Origin of the sequence: Peribacillus simplex NBRC 15720 = DSM 1321 (genome assembly GCF_002243645.1) — a bacterium.
Lineage (GTDB): Bacteria > Bacillota > Bacilli > Bacillales > DSM-1321 > Peribacillus > Peribacillus simplex.
In genome coordinates this window covers 2,220,198-2,246,330 of record NZ_CP017704.1, presented here as the reverse complement: position 1 = coordinate 2,246,330, position 26,133 = coordinate 2,220,198, and the positions used below count along the sequence as shown (strand labels likewise).

Annotated in this window: 15 protein-coding genes and 1 pseudogene; 13 read left to right on the top strand and 3 right to left on the bottom strand. The window is 39.4% G+C overall.

Annotated elements, in window-relative coordinates:
- Positions 1-120: 120 nt before the first annotated feature.
- The 6 genes from BS1321_RS10565 (at position 121) to BS1321_RS10535 (ending at position 10,922) form a co-directional block, all read left to right on the top strand.
- Positions 121-852 (top strand): GntR family transcriptional regulator, encoded by a 732-nt coding sequence (locus BS1321_RS10565; RefSeq protein ID WP_063235561.1) that lies wholly within the window; start codon positions 121-123, stop codon positions 850-852.
- Positions 845-2,389: a gluconokinase gene (gene gntK, locus BS1321_RS10560; RefSeq protein WP_063235559.1), complete on the top strand. Its 1,545-nt coding sequence runs from the start codon at positions 845-847 to the stop codon at positions 2,387-2,389. Before BS1321_RS10565 ends, gntK begins: the two co-directional genes overlap by 8 nt.
- An 18-nt stretch (positions 2,390-2,407) precedes the next feature.
- Positions 2,408-3,754: a GntP family permease gene (locus BS1321_RS10555; RefSeq protein ID WP_063235558.1), complete on the top strand. Its 1,347-nt coding sequence runs from the start codon at positions 2,408-2,410 to the stop codon at positions 3,752-3,754.
- Positions 3,755-3,832: 78 nt separating this feature from the next.
- On the top strand, positions 3,833-5,236 hold the full coding sequence (gene gnd, locus BS1321_RS10550) for a decarboxylating NADP(+)-dependent phosphogluconate dehydrogenase (RefSeq protein WP_063235557.1): 1,404 nt from the start codon (positions 3,833-3,835) through the stop codon (positions 5,234-5,236).
- A gap of 1,772 nt (positions 5,237-7,008) precedes the next feature.
- Positions 7,009-7,701 carry a hypothetical protein gene (locus tag BS1321_RS10540; protein ID WP_063235556.1) on the top strand — a complete coding sequence of 231 codons (693 nt, stop codon included), beginning with the start codon at positions 7,009-7,011 and terminating at the stop codon, positions 7,699-7,701.
- Between the two features lie 35 nt (positions 7,702-7,736).
- The gene (locus tag BS1321_RS10535) at positions 7,737-10,922 is read left to right on the top strand and encodes a biotin/lipoyl-containing protein (RefSeq protein ID WP_063235554.1); all 3,186 of its coding nucleotides are present in this window, start codon (positions 7,737-7,739) and stop codon (positions 10,920-10,922) included.
- Between the two features lie 378 nt (positions 10,923-11,300).
- On the opposite strand, the gene BS1321_RS10530 is transcribed toward BS1321_RS10535, so the two are convergent.
- Genes BS1321_RS10530 through BS1321_RS10520 form a run of 3 tightly spaced genes read right to left on the bottom strand, consistent with a single transcriptional unit; the run spans position 11,301 to position 15,197 of the window.
- Positions 11,301-12,515 carry a Ger(x)C family spore germination protein gene (locus tag BS1321_RS10530; RefSeq protein WP_063235553.1) on the bottom strand — a complete coding sequence of 405 codons (1,215 nt, stop codon included), beginning with the start codon at positions 12,513-12,515 and terminating at the stop codon, positions 11,301-11,303.
- A complete protein-coding gene (locus BS1321_RS10525; protein ID WP_063235552.1) occupies positions 12,499-13,602 on the bottom strand; it encodes a spore germination protein in 1,104 nt (367 codons plus the stop codon). Before BS1321_RS10525 ends, BS1321_RS10530 begins: the two co-directional genes overlap by 17 nt.
- A gap of 26 nt (positions 13,603-13,628) precedes the next feature.
- On the bottom strand, positions 13,629-15,197 hold the full coding sequence (locus BS1321_RS10520) for a spore germination protein (protein ID WP_411836541.1): 1,569 nt from the start codon (positions 15,195-15,197) through the stop codon (positions 13,629-13,631).
- Between the two features lie 850 nt (positions 15,198-16,047).
- On the opposite strand from BS1321_RS10520, the gene pbp4b reads away from it, so the two are divergent.
- The 7 genes and pseudogenes from pbp4b to BS1321_RS28555 all read left to right on the top strand — a co-directional run bounded on the left by pbp4b (position 16,048) and on the right by BS1321_RS28555 (position 26,056).
- Positions 16,048-17,403 (top strand): penicillin binding protein PBP4B, encoded by a 1,356-nt coding sequence (gene pbp4b / locus BS1321_RS10510; protein WP_063235549.1) that lies wholly within the window; start codon positions 16,048-16,050, stop codon positions 17,401-17,403.
- Positions 17,404-17,446: 43 nt separating this feature from the next.
- Positions 17,447-18,019 (top strand): annotated as a pseudogene (locus BS1321_RS10505) (FecCD family ABC transporter permease); the annotation flags it as partial.
- Positions 18,020-18,275: 256 nt separating this feature from the next.
- Positions 18,276-18,725 (top strand): histidine utilization transcription antiterminator HutP, encoded by a 450-nt coding sequence (gene hutP, locus BS1321_RS10500; protein ID WP_063235548.1) that lies wholly within the window; start codon positions 18,276-18,278, stop codon positions 18,723-18,725.
- A 114-nt stretch (positions 18,726-18,839) separates the two neighbouring features.
- Positions 18,840-20,357 carry a histidine ammonia-lyase gene (gene hutH / locus BS1321_RS10495; RefSeq protein WP_063235547.1) on the top strand — a complete coding sequence of 506 codons (1,518 nt, stop codon included), beginning with the start codon at positions 18,840-18,842 and terminating at the stop codon, positions 20,355-20,357.
- A gap of 326 nt (positions 20,358-20,683) precedes the next feature.
- Entirely contained in the window at positions 20,684-22,081 is a 1,398-nt protein-coding gene (locus BS1321_RS10490; RefSeq protein ID WP_081113061.1) for an amino acid permease, read from the top strand.
- Between the two features lie 1,037 nt (positions 22,082-23,118).
- The gene (locus BS1321_RS10485; RefSeq protein ID WP_063235544.1) at positions 23,119-24,324 is read left to right on the top strand and encodes a quaternary amine ABC transporter ATP-binding protein; all 1,206 of its coding nucleotides are present in this window, start codon (positions 23,119-23,121) and stop codon (positions 24,322-24,324) included.
- A gap of 4 nt (positions 24,325-24,328) precedes the next feature.
- Complete coding sequence (locus tag BS1321_RS28555) at positions 24,329-26,056, top strand: glycine betaine ABC transporter substrate-binding protein (RefSeq protein ID WP_063235543.1); 1,728 nt, start codon at positions 24,329-24,331, stop codon at positions 26,054-26,056.
- The last annotated feature ends 77 nt before the right edge of the window (positions 26,057-26,133 follow it).

Below are 26,133 nucleotides of genomic sequence, written 5' to 3'. Positions count from 1 at the left end.
TTTTTTAACCTTATATTATCAAGAGTCTAGTTAAATTCAAAAAGCTTGCATTATTCATTATTTTTTTTTATTATAATACTTGTATACAAGTGTACTTGAACTCTACAAGAAGGTGAATTTATGGTTGAATCAAAGGAATTTCTTTATCCTGTAAAATGGCTTTCAAAAGCTTCAGCTGGTGATCGTGTAACATCCGAGCTTAGAATGCGTATTATTTCGGGGATGATTGAAAGCGGTACCATCCTATCTGAAAATAAATTAGCTGCCGATTTTGGTGTTAGCCGCTCACCAGTTCGTGAAGCGTTAAAAATACTGGCATCTGAAAATATCATCCGATTAGAAAGAATGGGTGCGGTTGTCATTGGTTTAACAGAAAAAAAATATGCAGAAATATATGATGTACGGATACTCATCGAGACGTTTGTATTTGAACGTCTAGTAAGGGTGGACACGAATGAATTAGTAATGGAACTTAGTAAAATACTGGAAATGATGAAAATTTCCATAAAATACAGAGATGCTGATGAGTTTTCCTATCAGGATGTCCTGTTCCACGAAACAATTATTCGGTCCATCAATCATTCCTACATTCTGATGATCTGGGATAATTTAAAACCTGTGATGGAAAGTTTGATTCTTCTATCCATGCGTTGTCGTTTTAAAGAAAAGTATGAAGACTTTACACGGATCATTAATAATCATCAACTTTATATTGATGCAATCAGAACAAAAGATCGAGACCTCATGATTAAGTCGTTACATGTAAACTTTGATGATGTTCAAGGGGAAGTTGAAGACTTATGGATGGCCCAACAGATGCTTTCAAAAGGAGTCGAACAAGAAAATGACTAGCTATATGTTAGGTGTAGACATCGGTACAACAAGTACAAAAGCTGTATTATTTACGAAAAAAGGCGATGTCATTCAGCAAGAGAATGTTGGTTATCCTCTTTACACACCGGATATGACAACAGCGGAACAAGACCCTGAGGAGATTTTCCAGGCTGTTCTGAAAGCCTTTTCAAATATAACGAAACAGCATCCAGATAAAAAGATATCATTTATTTCATTTAGCAGTGCGATGCATAGTGTTATAGCTATGGATGAAAATGACCAGCCGCTAACCCGTTGTATCACTTGGGCAGATAATCGCAGTGAAGCTTGGGCCCATAAAATAAAAGATGAATTAGATGGGCATGAAGTTTACAAACGAACCGGAACACCGATACACCCGATGTCTCCATTATCCAAAATCACCTGGATTGTGAATGATCACCCAGAGATCGCAACTAATGTTAAAAAGTATATCGGGATTAAAGAATATATCTTTAAAAAGTTCTTTGATCAATATGTTGTCGATTATTCCCTTGCTTCATCCATGGGCATGTTGAATCTCAAAAACTTGGATTGGGATGAGGAAGCTTTAAGAATTGCTGGAATAACGCGTGGTCAATTATCTGAACTCGTACCAACAACAAAGATCTTTAACAACTGTGACCCGGATTTAGCCAAACAAATTGGGATTGATCCACAAACCTCTTTTGTCATTGGGGCAAGTGATGGTGTCCTTTCAAATCTAGGTGTAAACGCTATCCGGAAAGGCGAAATCGCTGTCACGATTGGGACAAGCGGTGCGATTCGGACGATTATTGACGAGCCGAAAACAGACGAAAAAGGAAGAATCTTTTGCTATGCCTTAACGGAAAAGCATTGGGTGATTGGCGGGCCGGTAAACAATGGAGGGATGGTCCTTCGCTGGATTCGCGATGAGTTTGCTTCTTCCGAGGTAGAAACAGCTAAAAGGCTCGGAATCGACGCTTATGAAGTCTTAACCAAGATTGCCGAACGTGTAAGACCAGGCGCTGATGGATTGCTATTCCATCCATATCTTGCAGGTGAACGTGCACCATTATGGAATCCAGACGTACGGGGTTCATTTTTCGGATTAACACTGTCGCATAAGAAAGAACATATGATTCGAGCGGCTCTAGAAGGAGTCATTTACAATTTATACACAGTATTTTTAGCCTTAACCGAATGCATGGACGGTCCCGTGACCCGAATTCAAGCTACGGGAGGCTTCGCAAGGTCGGCTGTTTGGCGGCAAATGATGTCCGATATCTTCGAATCGGAAGTCGTGGTTCCAGAAAGCTACGAAAGTTCGTGCCTAGGTGCTTGTATATTAGGATTATATGCCACCGGGGAAATTGATTCCTTCGAGGTAGTTTCTGAAATGATAGGCAATACCCACAAGCACACACCGAAAGATGATTCTGTAAAAGAATATAGGCAACTACTGCCGATTTTTATTAACCTATCAAGGGTATTGGGAAACGAATATACACAGATTGCGAATTATCAAAGAAACTTAATAAATGCTACAAAGTAAAGACAAGGAGGAATTACAATGCCATTAGTTATTGTCGCTTTAGGAATTGTCGCTTTATTAATTTTAATAATGGGCTTAAAATTAAACACCTTTATTTCCTTAATCATTGTATCGTTTGGAGTTGCTTTAGCACTTGGGATGCCACTTGATGGAATTGTCAAAACCATTGAAGCTGGACTAGGCGGAACACTTGGTCACTTAGCGTTGATCTTTGGTCTTGGAGCGATGTTGGGTAAGTTAATCGCAGATTCAGGCGGCGCGCAGCGCATTGCCATGACCCTTGTTAAAAAATTCGGTGAAAAGAATATTCAATGGGCGGTCGTAGCAGCATCATTTATTATCGGTGTCGCGTTATTTTTTGAAGTGGGATTAGTATTATTAATTCCAATCGTATTTGCCATTTCTAGAGAATTAAAAGTTTCGATATTATATCTTGGTATTCCAATGGTAGCGGCATTATCCGTAACTCACGGTTTCTTACCGCCGCATCCAGGACCAACCGTTATCGCTGGTGAATATGGTGCAGACATTGGCCAGGTTTTACTTTACGGCTTCATTATTGCGGTTCCAACCGTTATTTTAGCTGGACCAGTATTTACGAAGATAGCTAAAAGATTAGTACCTGAATCATTTACGAAAACAGGCAGCATTGCCTCTTTAGGAGAACAAAAATCTTTTAAACTTGAAGATACACCTGGATTTGGAATCAGTGTATTTACCGCTTTACTTCCGGTTATATTAATGTCAATTGCTACGATTATCACTTTGATGCAAAAAACAATGGGCTTTGAAGACAATGGTGCACTAGCAGCTATCCGTTTTATTGGTGAAGCCGGTACTTCCATGTTGCTTTCCTTATTATTTGCGGTCTATTCAATGGGATTAGCAAGAAAGATTCCAATGAAAGATATTATGGAATCTTGTACATCAGCAATCTTGCATATCGGAATGATGCTCTTAATCATAGGGGGCGGCGGAGCCTTCAAGCAAGTATTGATCGACGGCGGTGTAGGTGACTATGTAGCTGAATTATTCAAAGGAACATCATTATCACCAATCTTGCTTGCCTGGATCATCGCGGCAATCCTCCGTATTTCCTTAGGATCTGCTACCGTTGCCGCTTTAACGACAGCTGGTTTAGTTATTCCGATGTTAGGTCAGACGGACGTTAACCTTGCTCTAGTTGTACTTGCTACAGGAGCGGGAAGTTTAATCGCTTCACACGTTAACGATGCTGGTTTCTGGATGTTTAAAGAATATTTTGGTTTAAGCATGAAAGAAACATTTGCAACATGGACCTTGCTTGAGACGATTATTTCAGTAGCTGGATTAGGATTTATTCTATTACTAAGCTTATTTGTATAGGCTTTTCCCGGCAGTAAATCCCCCACTTATGGAAGGGATTTGCTGCCTATTATTCTTACATAAAAGGAGCAGAAATAAATGTTCAATACAATTGGTGTCATTGGTTTAGGGGTCATGGGCAGTAATATCGCTTTAAATATGGCTAGTAAAGGGGAACAAGTAGCTGTCTATAACTACACAAGAGATTTAACGGATCAGCTTGTTGCTAATTTAGACAGTCAGTCGCTTCATCCGTATTACGAAATCCAGGACTTTGTTCAGTCACTGGAAACTCCAAGAAAGATTTTTCTAATGGTGACTGCGGGTAAACCGATCGACTCGGTGATCAATTCATTACTTCCTCATCTTGAATCAGGCGATATTATCATGGACGGCGGTAACTCTCATTACGAAGATACTGAACGCAGATATGATGAATTGAAATCTAAAGGAATCAGTTATTTAGGAATTGGTATTTCTGGTGGAGAAGTCGGGGCGTTAAAAGGACCTTCAATCATGCCAGGTGGAGATAAAGACGCCTATGAAAAAGTAGCTCCAATTCTGACAAAAATCGCAGCAAAAGTAAATGATGACCCTTGCTGTACCTATATCGGTCCAAAAGGAGCAGGTCATTTTGTAAAAATGGTACATAACGGGATTGAGTATGCAGATATGCAATTAATCGCCGAAGCTTATACGTTTTTAAGAGAAAAGTTGCATTTAGAAGTTAATGAAATTGCTGACATCTTTGAAACATGGAATCAAGGCGAACTGAAAAGTTATTTAATCGAAATCACAGCCGAAATTTTAAGGAAAAAAGATGAAGTAACGGGCTTACCCTTGATCGATGTGATTCTTGATAAAGCAGGACAAAAAGGCACAGGTAAATGGACCAGCATGCAAGCTATTGATAACGGAATACCAGCATCGATTATTACAGAGTCTTTGTTTGCTCGTTACATTTCTGCTTTAAAAGAAGAACGGGTTAATGCAGAAAATATTCTAACAGGCCCTGAGAACGTTCAGCAAAAATTAGATAAAAATGAGTGGGTTGACTATATTAGACAAGCATTATATATGGGAAAAGTTTGTGCATACGCACAAGGTTTCACTCAATATAAAATGTCTTCTGAACTTTACGGCTGGGAATTGCCTTTAAAGGATATTGCGCTGATTTTCCGCGGTGGTTGCATCATTCGTGCCGAATTTTTAAACGTCATTAGCGAAGCCTATCAAAAGCAGCCGAATCTGGCTAATTTATTAATCTCACCATATTTTGCTGAAAAGGTTACAGGTTACCAGGTAGGATTGCGAAAGGTTGTCTGTGAGGGAATAAATTCTGGTATCTCGTTTCCATGTTTAAGCGCGTCACTTACTTATTACGATAGTTATCGAACAGGCATCTCAAATGCTAACCTTTTGCAAGCACAACGTGATTATTTTGGAGCACATACCTATGAACGACGTGATTTAGCAGGAGTCTTTCACACAAACTGGCAGTGATAGAAAGTGACAAAAAAAGAGACAATCATTTCTCAATAACCGTTCTTGAATTTGAGACAGATACTTTACTTCAATAAGAGAGTTGCTTTGGCAGCTCTTTTTCTTATGTAACAAAAGGGGCAGGGGAGTGGATAAAGGAATTTTAGTTATGGCAAAAAGATTTATTATGTTATTTCCAATCATCAAACGAAGTAAACACAAATTTTAACCCTGGGAGAACCTCTACCAAAATAGAAAAAGTCTTGGTGGAAAAGATTGACAGACAGCGAATAATGTTTTTTTGGGAGGTTTAATACTCAGGTTAAGTGGTATATAAATGATATCGGTTTATAGCAGTTTATCCCCTGCTACCTTAATTTTATGGTCGGGGTTCACTATGAAATAGTATCGTTTCATGAATAATGTCGGCAAGTGGCACATATTCTTCTTTTGATTATTACCAATTATTTCCGGATAAAAAAGGAGTGATATATCATGAGGAAAATGTGTATTTACTGTTTTAAATGGGCTGACATAGATACGTTGACACCAATTTTTGAACAAGGTAGAGAGTTCGTCAATTATTATTGTGAAGATTGTGTTACTGCTGTTATGGATAATTTGTTTAAGTTCCCATACAAACATGTATGCGAACAATCAAGAACCCACTAGCATCAAGCAATGCGATTTGAAAGTTAAGCGATTACGCTGAAACAGCATAACTAGAGGCCATCTCAAACGAGAAGGGCTTTTTTTGTTCGGGTTTGTCATCTTCTTAATAATATCGCATTTTAGTTTAATCTAGTCGAACCCTTGTGAAATATTGATATATATTCCTTTTCTTCATGTGAGAATGGAGCTTCATCTTTGTTTGAACATGGATGTAGATAATGAATATTAATGTAACTGCAAGTAATTATCTTCACCTAATTTGAATCCAGCAAGCAGGAGGTTTAACCCTAGTTATTTCAACCCACTTAAACAATATGATCATACCGAATATTATTAAGTAGTACTTATGAGGTAGTATATCGAAGTGAGGAAAAATTAAATTTGATGCATGATTTAATTAATGAATTTGAATTAGATATTAACAAATATTTTTGTATACAACAGATGGGTATCTAAATAAGTAATGGTGATATTTGTCTTTAGCTTTAACAATATTGCTCTTTATTTCTTGTGTATCAGGATTTTATCAAAATAAAAACAGTTAAAGAAACTAAAGCATATAAGGGGAAGATTAACCTGTTAAAGGAATTCAATGTTTGTTATACTCTTGACGCTGATGTTAAGTGGGAGAAAATAAAAAAAGGACTGAGTAGTAAAAAAGAGGATGTTTTACAAGAAGTCTTAAAAAGGATGGAACACTGTGAGTATTTTATTGTAAAAAGTGATAGTAAGCATCATATTATCAATACATCTTTAATACGTTATATACGTATTTTTGATGGAAATAAGTAATCTCACTACTGCTTTCTTAGAATATAAGTTATGGTTGTATTCTCCTAACAGTCTATCTGGAAGGGGATTTTTCTATGGCAAAAAAGGGGCAAGCCTTTCATACATATACAGAAGAATTAAAGCGGAAAGTTGCTCGTTTGAAGTTGGAGGAAGGCTGTCATATCCGTCAGCTTCGTTAGCGATTTGGTATCAAAAGTGATGCTCGAATAGCGAATTGGGTAAAGAAAGTCCAAAATAAATGGGCAGAGAAGGTATATTTGGTACAAAAACAGCAGAGCAAGCTTATGTAGCTATTCATGGTTGGTTAACACTTTGAAAGGAGTGTAAAGATGAATAAAGAATTAGATGATGGTTTTATTGGGGCATTAATGGTTTCCCTTCAAGACGAAAGGGTCATTGAAAAGATAAAAGAAATAGCAGAAGCGGGCTCGTTTAGTCAAATAGGGGAACATAAGGAGCTACTGAGAGAAAAAGAAAAAGAAATTGCAAGGCTCCAACAAGTGATTGAGTCGAAAAAAGAGGAAATTAGTGAGTATCAAATAATGATCCACCATCTAAATGAGAAAATGGAATCTTATTTTAATGAATTGCAAAAGAGAAGAGCAGACTATCGGGAAGCAGAAGAACTTTATGAAGCTGTTCAACAATTATCCGAAACCACCAAAAGTTCCTTAAAAGGAATCTTCAAGGGCGGTTCGGTGCAGGAATTTATTGTCTGTGGTGTGCAATATGAAAACATTTCATCTTTGTGGGATTTTATTAAAAACGAGATTATGGAAGGACGAGAGCAGGAAAGAGAGATTTTGCTCGCCCTTTTTCTGTTTTTCTTTCAAGAGTACAGTAAAACATACGATACCCCTTTATATAAAATACAGGAAGTGAAAATGAATGAGGTCTTCAGAGAAGACTTGTACATAAGAGCCCTCAATAGCAAAATGTCCGGGAACATTACGGACATCCTGCTGCCAGGATATATAAGCATTAATGGTAAAACCATTAAAAAAGCCGTTGTGAGAATCTAGCAGGCGAAAAAGATGATAATAAAGGAGAAATAACAATGACATCGATTATTGTCCCAGAGATTGAAGAAGGCATTGAAAAAATCCTTCTTGTGCAATGGTATAAACAGCCAGGCGATTATATTACGGTGGGCGAAAGCTTAGCCAAATTCAGCTGTGAGGGCATCGAATTTGACCTCTTTTCAGAAAAAGAAGGTACCCTTAAAGAATTGCATGTAGCGGAGGACACTATTGTCAAGATTGGTGATCTGATATGTTATTTGGATTCTGGTGAAGCCCTTTCAGGAGAATTATTAAAAGAAGTTGAAGAACAAGAAATAATAGAAGATAAAGAGCCCCTTGAGAACGTAACAAGTTTAGCTGAAAAAAATAACATAGACAGTTCTATTTACTTAATGAATAAGAACGAAGAGCAGGATCTATACTCACCTGATTCCCAAACCGTTCCGGTCTCTGCCATTTCAATGACTTATAAAGAAGTGAGATCTTTAATCAGTCATTTATATCAGAGTGCAGAAGAAACCTTTTTTAAGGATGAAGCGGGCTTCTTTCAAGACATTAAAAAGATGCTCCGTTCCAGATGGGTTTACATGAATAACGGAAATGTTATATATGATCACAACATTGCAGCTTTATTTCCTTATAGAAAATACTATGAATTAATGGACGAAGATTTTGACTACAAAAAGCATCTGGACGTTGCCGGTTTTATAGGTGATGCCATGACACGGGAAGAAGCTGCCAAAAGTTTCAATACAACCGATCACCCTGTATATAAGAAAATAATAGCTTTAGATGATTACTCCACAAGTAAAAATCCTTCCATTTCAAGGATATTTGCCAATCAAGCGACGAACTCTTCTAAATCAATAGCTTTTAAATTCAACGGGTACGACATTCAAAGTTTCGATGTAGTAAATCAAAAAAACAATTTGCTAGGAAAAGGATTTTTCGTTCCTGTTTTCCGTTTAAATGGGGAAAATGCCTTTGAAATCAATGATCAAATGGCTCTCCATCTCTGGCTGGAAAACCGATTAGTACCAAGTGGATTAAGCGCAGAACGCCAGAAGGAGTATGATTATTTGCTGGCATTGTATCAATTAAAGGGTTTAGATCATGAAAGTTTTCTAAAAGAATTGCCATCAATAGCTATCGATTCCAAGACGTTTTATGTGAAACTTTTAAACTCTGAAAAAGTAAGAGCTGATATTGATACATATGATGAAAAGATGTTAATAGATCCAAACCGAGGACATTGGGATTTATGGCCTGTCCACTCTGATGAAAAACCTTTAACGATAAAACTGAACGAAGAAATAATGGCCAGAAACCCTAAATTGGATATTAGGGAGGACGGCATAGTTGGCATTGATTTTGGAACGAAAAGTACAGTGGTCGTTCATCAAGAAGAAAGTGATTTTACTCTTCCCATGCGTATTGGGGTTGGCTACCTTAACACGGAAGTACAAGACTGGCATTATGAAAATCCAACCGTGATTGAATTTATTGATTTAGAACATTTCCTGGAGCTTTATCAAGAAAAAGAAGGAAGACCAGATACAAGGTGGCAGGATGTGACGGTTTCCCACAATGCCCTTAACAACTTGATGAATGGAAAGAGTGACCATTATTATTCCATATTGAATAATCTAAAGCAGTGGGCTGGAGAAAAGAAAAACGAACTCCGATTAAAAGACAAGAGGGGATATGCCGTTGTACTGCGTTCCTTTCTGGACTTAACCGATCAGGAAATCAACCCAATTGAGTTATACGCCTACTACCTCGGTTTGTATATCAATAACCAGAACAATGGAATTTACCTGGACTACACCTTATCTTTCCCGGTGACGTATGAAAAAGAGGTAAGAGAAAAAATTCTAAAGTGTTTTGAGCGTGGGTTAAAAAAGACGCTTCCTATGCCGATTCAGCAGGATGAAGAATTAATGAAAAAGTTTCGTGTCACCGCTGGGGCTAGTGAACCTGCTGCCTATGCCGTTTGTGCCTTACAGGAATACGGGTTTGAACCGGAAGAGGATGAAAAAACGTACTACGGTGTGTTTGATTTTGGTGGAGGAACGACAGATTTTGATTTTGGTATTTGGCGTGAAGCGGGCTTGAAAGAAAGCAGATATGATTATGTCATTGAGCATTTTGCAGCGGGCGGGGACCGTTATTTAGGCGGAGAGAACGTGCTAGAGCTTTTGGCGTTCCAAGTGTTTAAAAACAATCAAAGAACAATGCGTGAGCTAAATATTCCTTTTACTCTCCCAGCAGAATGTGTGAAATTTCCCGGAAGTGAAACGCTGATTAATGAGTCACAAGAATCCTATTTAAATACGAAACAATTGGTAGAAAAATTAAGGCCACTTTGGGAAAGACATGAACGGTATGAAGAACAGTTTGGAAAAGGCATGATTCGGGCAGACTTGTTTGACAAAGCCGGCCACGCAAAACTCAATGTGGAACTTTTGATCGATCAAGATGAAATGGAACAACTGATTGAGGAAAGAATTGAAAAAGGCATTAAAAATTTCTTTGAGTCATTAAGGCGCGCTTTTGCCCGGTCAGAACCCGGCAAAATTAATAAAGTAAATATACTGCTTGCGGGTAATTCAAGTAAATCCCCGGTCGTTATGAATCTATTTAATAAATGGATTGAAAGGGAAGTACAGAACACTCAAAACTGGGGGGAAGTGTCTGATAATCTTTTTGAGATTCTTCCACCACTGGGGACAGAAGGCGCTTATTTAAAGCAAGAAGAGAGAAACAGAGTGGTTAACCGAGATATTTTAACAGCTCCTACGGGAAAAACAGGCGTAGCTTTTGGACTTGTACAAAGCAGAAAAGGCGGAAGTATAAAAGTTATTGACCGCGATATGGTGAATGGTGAATCAAAGTTCAAGTATTTTCTTGGCATCGGGAGAAAAGGGAAGTTAAAAACAGTGATTGATCAAGAAGAAGAGTATAACATATGGCATCTTTTCATTGATGCGTCAGAAGAAGATTTTGAACTTTATTACACAAGCCTGCCGGAAGCTAGTACCAACCAGCTTGATATTAAGCAGGCACAGAGGAAAAAGCTTCGAATTGAGCATGTAGATGATTCAGCTTTTGTTTATATTCGAACCTTAAGCCCGACTGTTATTGAATATGTTGTTGCAGACGAAGACTCGATTTTAAATGGGGTTTATTTAAGTGAAATTACTAAAGTGGAATTAAGCTGATCTTTCGCTAAAAAAATTTAGGAAGATATGTTAAACGAAAAATATTTTCGTAAACACACAACAGATAGTGCACGAAGTCGATAACACCACGTAATAAATTTAGGATATGAATAAATAAAGAAGCTATTTGAGTGTTATAAATGGTAGATGTCCCACCTGGTGCATCGGTTAAGGTTTTATCTAAAAAGGGCCGTGAGTGGAAAATAACTCACTTTAAAGTTAAAGGCCTCCCACAGTATACTGTGGGAGGCCTTTTCATGCTCATCGTATTTGTATTCCCATGGTCACCGTTTAATAGCTTCCCATGGTACTTTATAATGTTTAAGAAAAAGTTTTCATTTTCAACATTTAATGCTAGAAGCTCTATATCCTGAGGGTTCACTTCTTTGATCCTCCTGATGTTCCATAATCATTAATGGTTAATTTTACATCGTAGTTGATCTGAGTTTCACTAAATGTTTGGTCCCAATCCTTTTTGACCTTATTCCATACTTTTGGGTGCTCAATTCTCAATCGATTTCCGAAGCCAGCAACGTCCAGTTGGTATTCTTTTTGCATTTTTTCTATTACATTCCCTACCAAGCGTTTCACTTCTTTTTCAGATGATTTTTCTGCTTTTTTGAGAAATTCATTTTTAAAAGTATTTCCCGAAACTACCCAATTTTCAGACAGTCTACCCACGGATTCAATGTTTACATCAAAAGAGATGTTGTTTCCTGTAACTCGAGGTATGATAGTGCTTTTCATGGACTCTATTTCATACACAATCAGCTGACCGGTTTCTTTATAAAAGCTTTTCACTACACCGCCTTTCCCCTTACCTGTAATCCATGTTACGCCCTCCAGTTCTTCCTCATTCAAAGTACCAGCCATTTTGTGTGTCTTTCCATCAATCACGGCAGCTCCAGCAAATTTGACTTGCCCATCCGCTGATAGAACTTTTTGCATTAGAAAACTAGATCCTGATTTGATTTTGCTTTCTACTTTAATATGAGACATGGGAGGTAAAATCCTCGCTGTTCGATATGCATTTTCTACAATGCCAGCCAGACGAAACGCTGGAATTTCTCCTGCTTTCTTTGTTTCCAGTGTCTTGCTTGCTCTTCCTTTACTTATGAGCACAAGACAGCTTGGTCTAACTTCACTTTCTCGAAAGTTTTGATCAAGTAATTGTTCCAATCTATACGATTTTGCAAGATCTTCGCCGATAACAACCACTTTCATATGGTGAGCGGTTACGGGTTGTTCACTTCTCAATGATATTTCACGAACCATTTGATGGAACGAATCTCCAGTTTCAGAAACGTTAACATAAGATTTTTGTTGTGGTCCTGATTGTTTCGTTGTTGAACTTGCTACTTGTGGAGTGATAAATTGATAGGTTCCAGTAATCAGGTCCTTTTTTGAATAACCATCCCCTTGTTCGTTTAACTTTTTCTCGATGGAGGACTGCTTGCCTTTATCGAATGCCAAACCTATACCTAAACTTTGCTCTTCGATTTCATGACTGCTCCAACATCCTGTAAGGAATAAGAACAAAAGAACGAAGAGGGAAATGAAGAGGGGGCGTATATTGCTATGTGATTGTTTCATATTTCCCTCCCTTAATTCTTGAGATGATAAGCAGGAGAAGCGGGAGTAAACCAAATAATAACAAGGCGATATTGCCGACGAAATCTCCTTGTTTAAATAGGTCATTGATATTTCTCGGTATCATGGCAATGATGTAGAGAATTGGGAGCAAGCCAAACATAAATGGGTGAATGCTCTTTTTCGTAAGTTGAGCCAGCCCTAAAGCGGCTGCAAAGTAGGTTATGGTAAATGTGGCGAATATTTGCATGATCCAAACCCCGAGCAATAAAGATTCAAACCGTTCAAAGATCAAACCGGAGATTTCAAAACTCCGTATAAGATCAAGTGTCGGCCATGTTCTCAGGACCACTCCATCAACAGATAATGCCCCGATAACCATTACGACCGTTATTACATAAAAAATCAATGGAATGGAAACTCCTACAAGCAGGGCTTTTACTGCTTTTTTTGGCTGATTCATAAACGGAACAAGCAGTAGCATGATTTCAGGCCCTGAAAAAGCGAGAGCGGTTGTTTTTACTCCTTTTAGTACAGGGATGACTCCGTCTCCTAATACAGGACGCAGATTATCGATCTCAAATATTTTAAAGCTCATAAAGGTAACAGCCAAAAAAAGGATAACTGTCAAAGGTAATATAATCTCAAAAAGACGGGCGATCGGGTTAATGCCACCGATGATGAGATAAAGACCTACCCACATGAAAATCATGGTAATTGCCCAAGTAGGGGTACCTTCAAGAAGTAAATACCTTACTACCTCCGCCATTGAACGGAGCTGAAACCCGGAAGTCATAAGAAAATAGCAGATTACAACCAAACTGAGTAACCTACCCACCCATTTTCCAACAATATCATTGATGTATTGATAAAAGGTTTTTTCGGGAAACTGTTGGCTTAATTTGACCATGATCACCCCCGCGATTATCGCGATAACTCCGCCAAAAATAACGCTTATCCATACATCTGGTGTATGTACCTTCTCTGTAGCTGATCTGGGTAGGGTGAGTAATCCTGTGCCGAGTATGAAGTTGATGACAATGACAGCTGCTTGAGGAGTTGTGATTTTGTCTTTCGGACTGAGAATCATTCTTTAACCACCCTTTCACCAATAGATTATCCTTTACGCATGGGGTTTTTTGTATGCAACATCTTTGGACGGCTTTTCATCATCATAAGTGGCATGCGAACCATCAGGTCTTTCCACTCACTTAAGCGATAAGGAACGGCTGGACTCAAATAAGGCACACCAAAGCTTTTTAATTTCACTAAATGACTGGTCATTAAAAGAAAAAAGAGAATGACCCCATACAATCCAAATGTGGCAGCACAAATCATAGCTGGAAAACGCAAAATCCGTAATGTAATCCCAATACTATAGTGCGGAATAGAAAATGATGAAATAGCAGTTAACGCTACTACAATCACCAAAACAGGGCTAACAATCCCTGCCTGTACAGCAGCTTCCCCAATGATTAAACCGCCGACAATGCCCATTGCGGGACCGATTGGCTTAGGTAAGCGCAGTCCTGCTTCCCTTAATATCTCGATGGATATTTCCATGAATAAAGCTTCGATAAGTGCCGGAAACGGAACCCCGGACCTGGTTCCGATAATGGAGATGGCCAGTTTGGTCGGAATCAACCCTGAATGAAATGAGATGAAAGCAATATACAAAGACGGTGTAAAAAGAGCCAGAATAGCCGCGATGTAACGAAGCATACGGATGAATGTACCAGGAATCCACCTTTCATAATAATCCTCCGGTGATTGTAACATCATGCTTAATGTTACTGGAACGATCAAAGCGAAGGGCGTCCCATCTAATAAGATGGCCACTCGACCTTCCATTAAAGCAGCGATCACGCGATCTGGACGCTCTGTATTCTGTACTTGCGGAAAAGGACTAAGGTAATTATCTTCGATAAGTTGCTCTACATAACCTGATTCAGGAACATTATCAATATCTATTTTCTTAATTCGGTTTTCTACCTCTTGAACTAATTCGGGATCAACAATATCTTTTATGTAAGCGACAACCAAGTCTTTTTTTGAACGCTTTCCTACTTGGAATTTTATTAATGATAAATTCTCAATTTCACCACTACCCCTTAAAAAAGATGTATTATCGCTCAATGATTCAGTGAAACCGACCCGTGGGCCTCTGACTAATGCCTCTGATACCGGTTCTTCAATCGTCCTTGTTTTAAGTTTTGTAGTTCCAAGGATCAGCGCATCCAATGATCCATCAATTAAAAGAGCGGTAGAACCTGTGAGTACTTTAGCTGCTAATTCTTTAATGGAACGAACTGCTTCTATTTCACTAATGGATAACACTTCATTTTTTATAAATTCTTTTGAAATGCTTCCTTTGAGGTAGGGAAGGTCCTGGTTATATTCTGCTGAAAAATCAACCATCAATGAAGGCATAATATGCTTATCAATGAGATCTTTATCCGATAGTCCATCCGCAAAAATGATAACTGACCGAATACCGGTACGCCCTAGATTAAATTCTCGAAAATGGACATCCCAATTATGACCGATTTCTTGTTTAACACAATCAAGATTAAAATTAATATTATCTGTAAACTGACACGTTGTATCCTGGGAGGTATATGCTTCTTGTTTGTCTTTATCATTACCTTTTCCTTTTTTACTAATCTTTGATATCCACTCTTTCATTATCATCACTCACCCTTTGAGGTACGAAGCCAATTAAACAATTTGCTGATTGAATACGGTATAAAAAACACAATAAAAGCTTGTATAAAAACCTGCCATTCTGGAAGGTAGGAAACAATCGTTTTCCACATTTTCATCACCCTATACTTGCCTCAGATAGCAGCAGAATTATGTAAAATTCCTTTATTTCTCAAATAGTATTAATATCTTCTTCGTTTCTTATGCAATGAAGTTAAAAGCCACTAGCGTATTTGCATCAATTTATACTTCGCAATAGCTATGTGGAAAAAGTGATTTTGAATATAGTAGAGGAGAGAAAGGAGAGAAATCGATATCTGGGACTTATCCGAATGATTATAGTGAGATTTAATAAACATGAATCGTGAACAATTGATTGAGATGTTTAGTGAGGCTTTAGAAAGAAAAAAATAGAGGGTGTTTTTTTATCGGTGCTTTTACTGGGTATCTTAATTAACGATGAAATGAGGGAATTATTTTTATAATTGGCTTTTCCTCTTTGAAATGGAGAAGACTTATGCTCAAGATATTGAAATGTAATTTTAAAAATATAAATAACAAATTGAAATGATTTTCGAAATCATATATACTGAAAATTGAGAATTATTGTTAAGTATTATCCACTTTTGGGAAATATTCACATTTATCAACTTGATAATTAGATATCTAATCACAACCAGGGACGGAAAAGGATACACGATTAGCGCTTTATAGGATTGTGAAGCCCGGTGGAAAATGAATGGAATGAATGAGAATATTATCTATCGGTATTGGTCAAAAGGTAAAGTTGTTCCTTATTTTCTAAAGTGCGATTTCAAAGGGGTGGAAAATGATGAATATATGGACAAGCTTCACACTAAGTTCAATTCTGGCACTTTCCCTACTAGCGCCATCCGTGTCTTTTGCTAATGAAAATCTAAATAAGGAAGCCGCCAGTCAGTATCCAATATTAAAGAAAGCAAAAAATCCAGAAGAAGCGGGCTTTTCGTCTGAAAAGCTGGAAAAGGTGGATCAGCTTATTGAAATGGAAGTGGCTGCCGGTTTCCCTGGTGCTGCCCTGATTGTCATAAAGGACGGGAAGATCGTTAAAAATGAAAGCTACGGGTACAAACAGAAATATAATGAACATACACCTCTTAAGAAGTTTCAGAAAATGGAAACTGACACGTTATTTGACCTTGCTTCAAACACTAAGATGTATGCAACCAATTTTGCTATTCAGAAATTAGTAAGTGAAGGCAAGCTGAATATCCAGGCAAGAGTTCAGCAATACATACCCGAATTCAAAGACACGGAGGAAGATGTGATCAAAGGAAAGGACAATCTGAGGATTATTGATGTTCTTCATCATACTGCAGGGTTTAGACCTGATCCGCAATACCATAATCCAAAGGTTTCTAAAGAACTTTATTCCCAGGAACGGGATAAGACCATCGAGTTCATTTCCAAAACACCGCTCACATATGTACCTGGAACACAGAATGTATACAGTGATGTCGATTATATGCTGCTTGGCGCCATTGTTGAAGAAATAACGGGTCAGCAGCTTGACAGCTATGTTGAAAATGAATTGTACAAGCCGCTTGGGTTGAAAAATACAAAGTTCAATCCTCTTCAAAAGGGCTTTAAACCAAAGGATTTTGCTGCAACGGAATTGCTTGGTAACACCCGGGATGGCGTGATAGATTTCCCTAACATTCGCACATACACACTTCAAGGGGAAGTACATGATGAAAAAGCCTTTTATTCGATGGGAGGCGTTTCAGGGCATGCCGGTCTTTTCTCCAATACGAAAGATATGGCTGTCCTTCTGCAGGTTATGCTGAATGGCGGGGGATACGGTAAACATAAGTTGTTTGATCAAGGAACCATTGATGAATTCGTGGCGCCTTCCGAGATGAATCCTACCTATGGACTTGGATGGAGACGAAATGGCGATGCTAGCATGGAGTGGATGTTCAGTCCTTATGCGAGCGACAGTGCTTACGGTCATACTGGATGGACTGGGACAGTCACGATCATTGATCCCGAAATAGATTTAGGGATTGTTTTACTTACAAATAAAAAGCACTCTCCGCTCGTTAACCCTGTAGCCAATTCCAATCAGTTTTTCGGAGACCTCTTCAAAACAGGAAGCTATGGAAGTGTTGTAACTGCGATTTATGAAGCATTGGAAACGAATGAATAATTGTATATCTCCATAAAGTGAAAGACCTCCCATTTGTGTCGGGAAAGGGCAGGTGACGCCTGCGAGACTATTATTGGTAGGCATAGGAATTAATGCAGCATTCGGTGCAGGTCTGGTCATCTTCCAGATGAAAATGGAACCGAACAATTTCATGAAGGCATTAATCTGGTTATCCGGGACGATCTGGGGGACAAATTGGACTTTTGTATGGGCGTTATTACCGTGGTTGGTCTTATTGATACCTTTAGCGATTTATAAATCCAAAGTATTGGATGTTTTGCGCTTAGGTGACTCGATTGCCATTGGAGTTGGTGTGCAGATAGAAAAGGAACGCAGGCTTTTACTGCTGATTTCAGTCGCATTGGCAGGTGTATGCGTTTCGGTGGGCGGAGGCATTACGTTTTTAGGCCTGATTGCACCGCATATAGCCAGGAGATTAGTGGGGGCGAGACATGCAAAACTACTTCCACTGACTGCAATCTTAGGTTCATTATTGCTGTTATCTGCCGATACTTTAGGAAGAGTCATCATGGCCCCAATGGAATTGCCAGTGGGGATTATCGTTTCGATTTTAGGAGCGCCGTATTTTATCTATTTACTCGTGAAAAACATTTAATATATACGGAGAAGTATAGAAAAATTTCAGAAAAAAGCCCATTTTCCAGGACGTTTATGAGAATGGGCTTTTTTGCATTATGGGTGATTTTTAAAGGATATTAATGAGGGCTTTACGGTAGAAAGCAGGATTGGAGTGTTATAAATCATCCCCAAAAAGAAATATTTTAAAAAATATGTTGACCGAATAGCTTGTATCCGCTTACAATGATATTTAGTTATTAGTGTATTTAGAAAATTGTAAAAGAGGTACCTGCATGACAAAGGAATTCGACAGAAGAATCGGGCGCCATGCAATCATGTACGCGTTTGCGGACGAAGAGGAAGAAGTCATATTGACGAATGATCTAAAGCGGATGGATTGGCTTTATGGAAAAGGTAAAGTCGGTTCAATGGAGCTGCAGAAAATAGTTGCGGCCATTGAGACATCAGCGAAAAGACTTGGATTAGTCAATCCCGATATGTATCGTGAAATGCATGCGCTGTATCATGCGATCATCGAAGCACTCCAAGGCGTGACACGAGGCCAAGTCGAGCTTGGCGGTCTTTTGAGGACTGCAGGCCTTCGGTTTGCAATCGTTCGGGGTAGGCCGTTTAAAAGCGGGGACGAAGGTGAATGGATTGCAGTCGCCGTGTATGGAACGATTGGAGCACCGGTTCGGGGATTTGAACATGAAGCCGTTGGCTTGGGAATTAACCACATTTAAATAATTAAAAGCCTATAGTTATTTAGTAAATTAGGGGGCTGTATTGAAAGACTGGATAAGTCTGTCAATATGGCCTCCTTTTGTTTGTTTAAAAAAAGAATAGGGGTGTAGGAAATGATTATGTTAACGGGCCAAACTTTAACGATTGAAGAAGCGAAAAAAGTATTGTATGGGGAGGCATTTGTCACGGCTTCTGCTGAGAGTGTTAAGAAAGTTGAGAAAAGCCGGGAAGCGGTTGAAAATATCGTGAAACAAAAGAAGGTCATCTATGGTATCACAACAGGTTTTGGAAAGTTCAGCGATGTTTTGATTGATGCAGAGGACGCAGAGCAGCTACAGTGGAATTTGATTCATTCTCATGCATGCGGAGTCGGGGAGCCGTTTCCTGAGGTGGTTTCGAGAGCAATGGTCCTTCTCCGTGCCAATGCACTATTAAAAGGGTTTTCCGGTGTCCGTCCTGTTGTCATTGAACGTTTGATCGATCTTTTGAATGCTCATATCCACCCGGTCATCCCTCAGCAAGGTTCTCTTGGGGCAAGTGGGGACTTGGCGCCGCTTTCCCATTTGGCGCTAGTATTGATGGGAGAAGGGGAAGTGTTTTATAAAGGAGAGCGAATGGAGGCCATCGTAGCTTTATCGAAGGAAGGCATTCTTCCAGTGACACTTAAAGCAAAAGAAGGTCTTGCATTAATTAACGGAACACAGGCCATGACGGGGATGGGCCTCGTAAATTACATTGAAGCTGAACAGCTGGCCCATCAAACTGAAGCGATTGCTTCACTGACTTTAGAAGGATTACGCGGCATTGAAGATGCCTTTGATCAGGATGTTCATCTAGCACGCGGTTACCGCCAGCAAACAGAGGTCGCGGAACGGATTCGTCGCATGATCAGCGGCAGCCAGCTCATCACCAAGCAAGGAGAACTGCGGGTACAGGATGCTTATTCGCTCCGCTGCATCCCGCAAGTGCATGGTGCATCATGGCAAACTCTTGATTATGTAAAAGAGAAATTGGAGATCGAAATGAATGCTGCGACGGATAATCCGCTTATTTTTGACGATGGGGAAAAGGTTATTTCAGGGGGTAACTTCCATGGCCAGCCGATTGCATTTGCGATGGACTTCATGAAAATCGCTGTTGCCGAGCTTGCGAACATTTCAGAGCGCCGCATTGAGCGACTCGTCAATCCTCAGCTGAATGATTTACCGCCATTCTTAAGTCCGTCACCTGGCTTGCAGTCGGGAGCGATGATCATGCAATATTGTGCAGCTTCACTCGTCTCTGAGAATAAAACACTCGCACATCCTGCAAGTGTTGATTCCATTCCATCTTCAGCGAACCAGGAAGATCATGTAAGCATGGGAACGATTGGGTCCCGACACGCACATCAAATCATTCAAAACGTTCGCCGCGTTTTGGCGATTGAGCTCATTTGTGCCTTACAAGCGGTGGAATACCGTGGAATAGAATTGATGGCTCCGTTTACAAAAGAGTTTTATACGGAAGCAAGAAAGCTCATTCCAAGCATTACACAAGATCGTATCTTTTCAAAAGATATTGAAGCTACGGCAAGCTGGTTAAATCAAATCGATTGGAATTCATTCATTCATAGGAGTTTACCTACCGCATAATAGGAAGTGCGGAATATCCGAATCTTAAAATAGGCTTATAGACCTTTGACATGGGTTTTTAAGCCTAGCATCTTTATGTAAATGCTACATAGATCCCAGAATCCAAAAACGGTCTCAGCATTAGAGAATATGACCTAGAAATAGTAATAAATACAGGAAACGACTATTGATGGAATGATCGACTTTACCTATTCGTGCTAGATTAAATATGCATTTTTGGAGGGGAATCTAATTTGGAAAATCGGCAATTGCAACCACCTGTCATAAATGAACAAAACCAGCCATCAAATACTTTACAAAGAAAGCTAAAAGCGCGCCATCTTACGATGATTTCGCTGGGCGGTGCAATTGGAACAGGGCTGTTTCTCGGAAGCGGACCGGCCATTCACTCTGCAGGGCCTGGCGGTGCTTTGGTCGCTTACGCCGTAATTGGTATAATGGTTTATTTTATTATGACAAGCCTCGGAGAACTGGCCTCATTCATGCCAGTCAGCGGAGCTTTCAGTACCTATGCTACGCGCTTCATCGACCCGGCATTAGGGTTTGCGCTTGGTTGGAACTATTGGTTCACTTGGGCGATGACTCTTGCCGCGGAACTATCTGCCGCAACGATGGTAATGAAGTTTTGGTTTCCGAACAGTCCGTCATTTTTATGGAGTTCTTTGTTTTTAGTATTGATATTCTTATTGAATTACGTATCTGTTAAAGGGTATGGAGAAGGGGAATATTGGTTTTCCCTCATTAAAGTGGCAACCATCATCATTTTTATCGTTGTCGGAATATTGATGATATTTGGGATCATGAACGGAGAGGCAATCGGCTTTAAAAACTTCACAGTTGGTGACGCTCCGTTTGCCGGTGGTTTTTTGGCAACATTGGGTATTTTCATTGCTGCTGGATTTTCTTTTCAAGGTACTGAAATAGTCGGTGTGGCAGCGGGTGAAAGTGAAAACCCGGCAAAAAATGTACCTCGTGCAGTTCGCAGTATCTTTTGGAGAATCTTCCTTTTTTACATCCTAGCCATACTTGTAATTGGATTGATCGTTCCTTATACGAATGGCAGTCTACAGGGACACACGATCATGGTTAGCCCGTTTACGATGGTGTTTGAAAAAGTGGGACTGGCATTTGCTGCATCCGTGATGAACGCCATCATTTTGACGGCTGTATTATCCGCTGGTAATTCAAGTCTTTACGTGACAAGCCGAATGTTGTACTCAATGGCAAACGAAGGGCTGGCACCGCGTATTTTTGGGAAGCTTAACAAGCGCGGCGTTCCCATTTGGGGACTGGTTATCACTTCACTTGTAGGGATGTTGGCCTTTTTTGCTTCCATTTTTGGTGATGGAGTTATTTATATTTGGCTTATGAATGCGGTTGGAGTCACTGGATTTATATTTTGGCTGGGTATAGCGGCAAGCCATTACAGATTTAGAAAAGCTTATATTGCTCAAGGGTATTCACTGGACGATCTTCCCTATAAGTCAAAGTGGTTTCCTTTCGGACCGATATTTTCCTTTGCTCTTTGTTTTTTCGTTTTATTGGCGCAAAACTATCAGGCCTTTATTGGCGATGACATTAACTGGGCTGGTGTGTTCGCTGCCTATCTTGGCATCCCATTCTTTCTGGTAATGTGGCTAGGTTATAAGTTCATTAAGAAAACAAAAGTAATTCCGCTAGAGGAATGCCAAATTGATTTTGATGAACATAGGAATGCCAATTAGGATGTATCGATAATAAACATTAACCTTGAAATGAAATAGTTGTTTCAAGGTTTTTTTCTGTAAATGTGACATATTTTCATGTATGTCTGCATAAAACATAACCAATAAAAAAAGTATGAAATTCCAATTTTGCCAGATCCGGAACCGCTTAAATTTACCCGTTATTTAGGACTAAAAATCGCTTTTCCCTTTTTTTGGATCATTTAGGTATTTAAAAAAAATCAAAAAAATTTGTGGCGGATGATGGGCGTTTATGATTATAGGAAGCCAAAGTGTTGGTATATCAACGTTTTTAGAGTCTTCGGGAACCTTTAGAATCGATGGCGTAAATGGGCTTTTTAGGCAAGAATTCCGTCCCACATCATTTGAACTTATATTCATTCTTTGTTAAGGTAATGAAGTACTTTAGGGATACAGGTTCAGTCAGTGTGGTTGGACTGAACAAAACTCTAAAATAAAAAACCATTATATTTCAGTTGGTATATGCTGTGCCTGTTAGTTTCCTCAGTTGTATTGCACCTCTTTTCCCTGCAAAGCTCAAATTAGACACATTGGGAATCCCATAATCATATTTCTATGCGTTTTGGTGTTATACTGCACTGCAAGTATCATTCCACCTGGTTAAGGAAATGAAGTACTTTAGAGGGTAGTCGTAAGTCCACCATCTGGACAAAACTCTAAGTGGAAATCGTTTATATTACAGTTGGTATATGTTGTGCCTGCTAGTTTCCTCAGTTGTGATTGCACCTCTTTTTTCCTACTTGAAATGCTCAATTTATCACACATAATATAATCCAAGTAAAGAATTACTTCTTGGGAATAATAAATATAGATTATTTTTTATGCACGTTATGCCCTGAGCCACTGAATAAGTGTCACTTCCGCTTTTTTTTGAAGAAAAAGTAATGGGGTAGAATAGCTTTGTTAATTTCGGTTATTTAAAGATACTTGTGCATTAATAATCATCACTCGCATAAAATGGGGGAATTCAGCAAAACTGAATATCATATGGGCAACTATTAGAATGAGGTGACTTGATGAAGCCGTATGTAGAAGTCAGAAATGTCTCGAAAATTTTTGGCAAATCTCCAAAAGCAGCAACAGACTTATTGAAGCAAGGCAAATCGAAAAAAGAAATATTGAAAGAAACGGGACAAACGGTCGGAGTGAATAATGTTAATTTCGAGATTTATCCCGGCGAGATTTTTGTCATCATGGGCCTATCAGGAAGCGGGAAATCCACTTTGATCCGCATGTTCAATCGTTTGATCGATCCCACTTTGGGTGAAATCTTAATTGATGATGAAGATATCGTGAAGATGAACGCTGCCAGGTTAAGGGAAGTCAGACAAAAGAAAATAAGCATGGTATTTCAGAACTTTGCTTTATTTCCGCATAAAACGATATTGGAAAACGCTGAATTTGGGCTCGAAATTCAAAAAGTGGATCCAGCAAAACGTCATGAAAATGCGATGAAGGCTCTTGAGGCCGTTGGATTGAAAGGCTACGAAAATCAGCTGCCATCACAGCTTAGCGGTGGAATGCAGCAAAGGGTTGGGTTAGCCCGCGCACTCGCAAGTGATACGGATATCCTATTGATGGATGAAGCCTTCAGTGCCCTTGATCCATTGATTCGTAAGGATATGCAGGATGAACTGATTCAAATCCAAGATCAGTACAAAAAAACGATCATTTTCATTACCCATGATCTTGATGAAGCATTAAGAATCGGGGATAGAATTGCCCTAATGAAAGATGGAAGTGTAATACAATTGGGAACCCCTGAACAAATCATGATGAATCCAGCCAATGAATTCGTCGAGAAGTTTGTGGAAGATGTTGATCTATCAAAAGTATTGACAGCATCTCATGTGATGATACGCCCAGAGAAGATCGCGGTGGACAGAGGTCCGAGGGTTGCCTTGGAAATCATGCGCAAACAAGGGTATTCCAGCATTTTTGTTGTGGATAGAAAGCAGAAGTTATTGGGGGCCGTGACTGCTGAACAGGCTCGTCAGGCAATGAGCAATAACCAATCGATCTCTGAAGTGATGTCAACCGATATCCCAACTGTAAAAGAGGATGAATTACTTGGAAACCTCATGGATGTGATGGCGACTTCAAGCTTGCCAATATCAGTCATCGATGATCAGAAAAGAATTAAAGGAATTCTTCTTCGCGGTGCCGTTATCGGTGCTTTGGCAGGAAATAAAGATTCCTTGAATGAAATGGAGAGTGAATAATTCAATGAATATGCCGAAAATCCCACTAGGAGCATGGGTCGATTCTTTAGTGGATTGGATAACTATTGTATTTGCTGGATTATTTACATTTATAACAAATGTGATCGAGGGTCTATTGAATATCTTGGTCGATGTAATGAGTGCAGGACCTTCGATCGTTTTAATTATAGTCCTGACCCTTCTGGTTGCCTATACAAGTAGATGGCCATTGGGAATATTTACATTCATCAGCTTACTATTGATTGATAATCTGGGTTATTGGGAATCAAGCATCCAAACACTGGCAATCGTTATATTGTCAGGAGCCTTAACGATAGTGATCGGGATACCGATCGGAATATGGTGTGCCCAAAATAACACGGTGCGTAAGATCGTTACCCCGATCTTGGATTTCATGCAAACTATGCCCGCATTCGTTTATTTGATTCCTTCGATTTTATTCTTTGGAATAGGGGTAGTACCGGGGATTATTGCGTCATTCATTTTCGCTATCGCACCGACAATCCGAATGACCAATCTTGGGATTCAGGAAGTGCCTAATGATTTGATCGAGGCATCGGATGCTTTTGGTTCAACCAGCAGCCAAAAGCTATTCAAGGTACAAATACCATTGGCTACTCCAACGATTATGGCAGGAGTCAACCAAAGTATCATGCTCGCACTATCCATGGTTGTTACAGCCTCATTGGTGGGAGCACCCGGACTTGGGGCGGATGTCTACAGGGCTGTCAGCCAAATTAATGTGGGACAAGGATTTGAAGCAGGATTATCCATCGTAATCATTGCAATCATTCTCGATCGTATCACGCAAAATCTTCGTAAACCAGCTTACGAAAATCTCGTTAGCAGGAAAATCATTTTTATAATATTGGCTTTACTCGTTGTAGGTACAGCATTATTCGGTATTTTTACAAAAGAAAAAGCTGTGAACGGGGATGAAAACAGTCTTGCTGCCAAAGCCAATTATGAAATCATCGGAATTGAACCTGGAGCAGGAATAATGAAGTTGACTAAAACGGCTATAGATGATTATAAGCTGGATGATTGGAACGTGGTTGAAGGGTCATCGGCAGCGATGGTTGCAGAATTGAAAAAAGCAATTGATAAAAAAGAACCAATCGTCGTTACAGGATGGTCACCGCATTGGATGTTCTCGAAATATGACTTGAAATATCTCGAAGACCCGAATGAATCCTTCGGCAAGGCTGAAAATATTAATTCGATTGCCAGAAAAGGCCTCGAGCAAGATGCCCCCGGCGCTTATAAAATTCTTGATCAATTCTTCTGGGATACTAAAGATATGGAAGATGTAATGGTCAAAGTTACTGAAGGTATGTCTCCTTCAGAAGCAGCAGAAAAATGGATAAAGGAAAATCAAGACAAAGTATCCGAATGGACCAAAGGTGCTGAATCAGGAAATGGTGAAAAAATCAAACTGGTTTATGTTGCATGGGACACTGAAATTGCCAGCACAAATGTGATTGGCAAGGTTCTGGAGCAAAATGGTTATGACGTAACATTAAGTCAAGTTGAAGTCGGACCAATGTTTGCCGGCGTTGCAAACGGAAGTGCGGACGCAATGGTGGCTGCATGGCTCCCGGGAACACATCTTGAATACTATAATAAGTATAAAGCTGACATGGTTGACCTTGGACCAAACTTAAAAGGAACAAAGCTTGGTCTGGTCGTACCGGATTACGTCGATATTGATTCGATTGAAGACTTAAAATAAGAAAAACGAGGGGATTTCAGAAATGAAATTCCCTCTTTTTTTTATTTTTAATGGGCCGCTGGGGTTTATAAATACTG

Bases quoted from the DNA above. Each gene is read 5' to 3' on its own strand.
- BS1321_RS10565 (WP_063235561.1), top strand. From the start codon at position 121: ATGGTTGAATCAAAGGAATTTCTTTATCCTGTAAAATGGCTTTCAAAA.
- gntK (WP_063235559.1), top strand. From the start codon at position 845: ATGACTAGCTATATGTTAGGTGTAGACATCGGTACAACAAGTACAAAA.
- BS1321_RS10555 (WP_063235558.1), top strand. From the start codon at position 2,408: ATGCCATTAGTTATTGTCGCTTTAGGAATTGTCGCTTTATTAATTTTA.
- gnd (WP_063235557.1), top strand. From the start codon at position 3,833: ATGTTCAATACAATTGGTGTCATTGGTTTAGGGGTCATGGGCAGTAAT.
- BS1321_RS10540 (WP_063235556.1), top strand. From the start codon at position 7,009: ATGAATAAAGAATTAGATGATGGTTTTATTGGGGCATTAATGGTTTCC.
- BS1321_RS10535 (WP_063235554.1), top strand. From the start codon at position 7,737: ATGACATCGATTATTGTCCCAGAGATTGAAGAAGGCATTGAAAAAATC.
- BS1321_RS10530 (WP_063235553.1), bottom strand. From the start codon at position 12,515: ATGAAACAATCACATAGCAATATACGCCCCCTCTTCATTTCCCTCTTC.
- BS1321_RS10525 (WP_063235552.1), bottom strand. From the start codon at position 13,602: ATGATTCTCAGTCCGAAAGACAAAATCACAACTCCTCAAGCAGCTGTC.
- BS1321_RS10520 (WP_411836541.1), bottom strand. From the start codon at position 15,197: ATGAAAGAGTGGATATCAAAGATTAGTAAAAAAGGAAAAGGTAATGAT.
- pbp4b (WP_063235549.1), top strand. From the start codon at position 16,048: ATGAATATATGGACAAGCTTCACACTAAGTTCAATTCTGGCACTTTCC.
- hutP (WP_063235548.1), top strand. From the start codon at position 18,276: ATGACAAAGGAATTCGACAGAAGAATCGGGCGCCATGCAATCATGTAC.
- hutH (WP_063235547.1), top strand. From the start codon at position 18,840: ATGATTATGTTAACGGGCCAAACTTTAACGATTGAAGAAGCGAAAAAA.
- BS1321_RS10490 (WP_081113061.1), top strand. From the start codon at position 20,684: ATGATTTCGCTGGGCGGTGCAATTGGAACAGGGCTGTTTCTCGGAAGC.
- BS1321_RS10485 (WP_063235544.1), top strand. From the start codon at position 23,119: ATGAAGCCGTATGTAGAAGTCAGAAATGTCTCGAAAATTTTTGGCAAA.
- BS1321_RS28555 (WP_063235543.1), top strand. From the start codon at position 24,329: ATGAATATGCCGAAAATCCCACTAGGAGCATGGGTCGATTCTTTAGTG.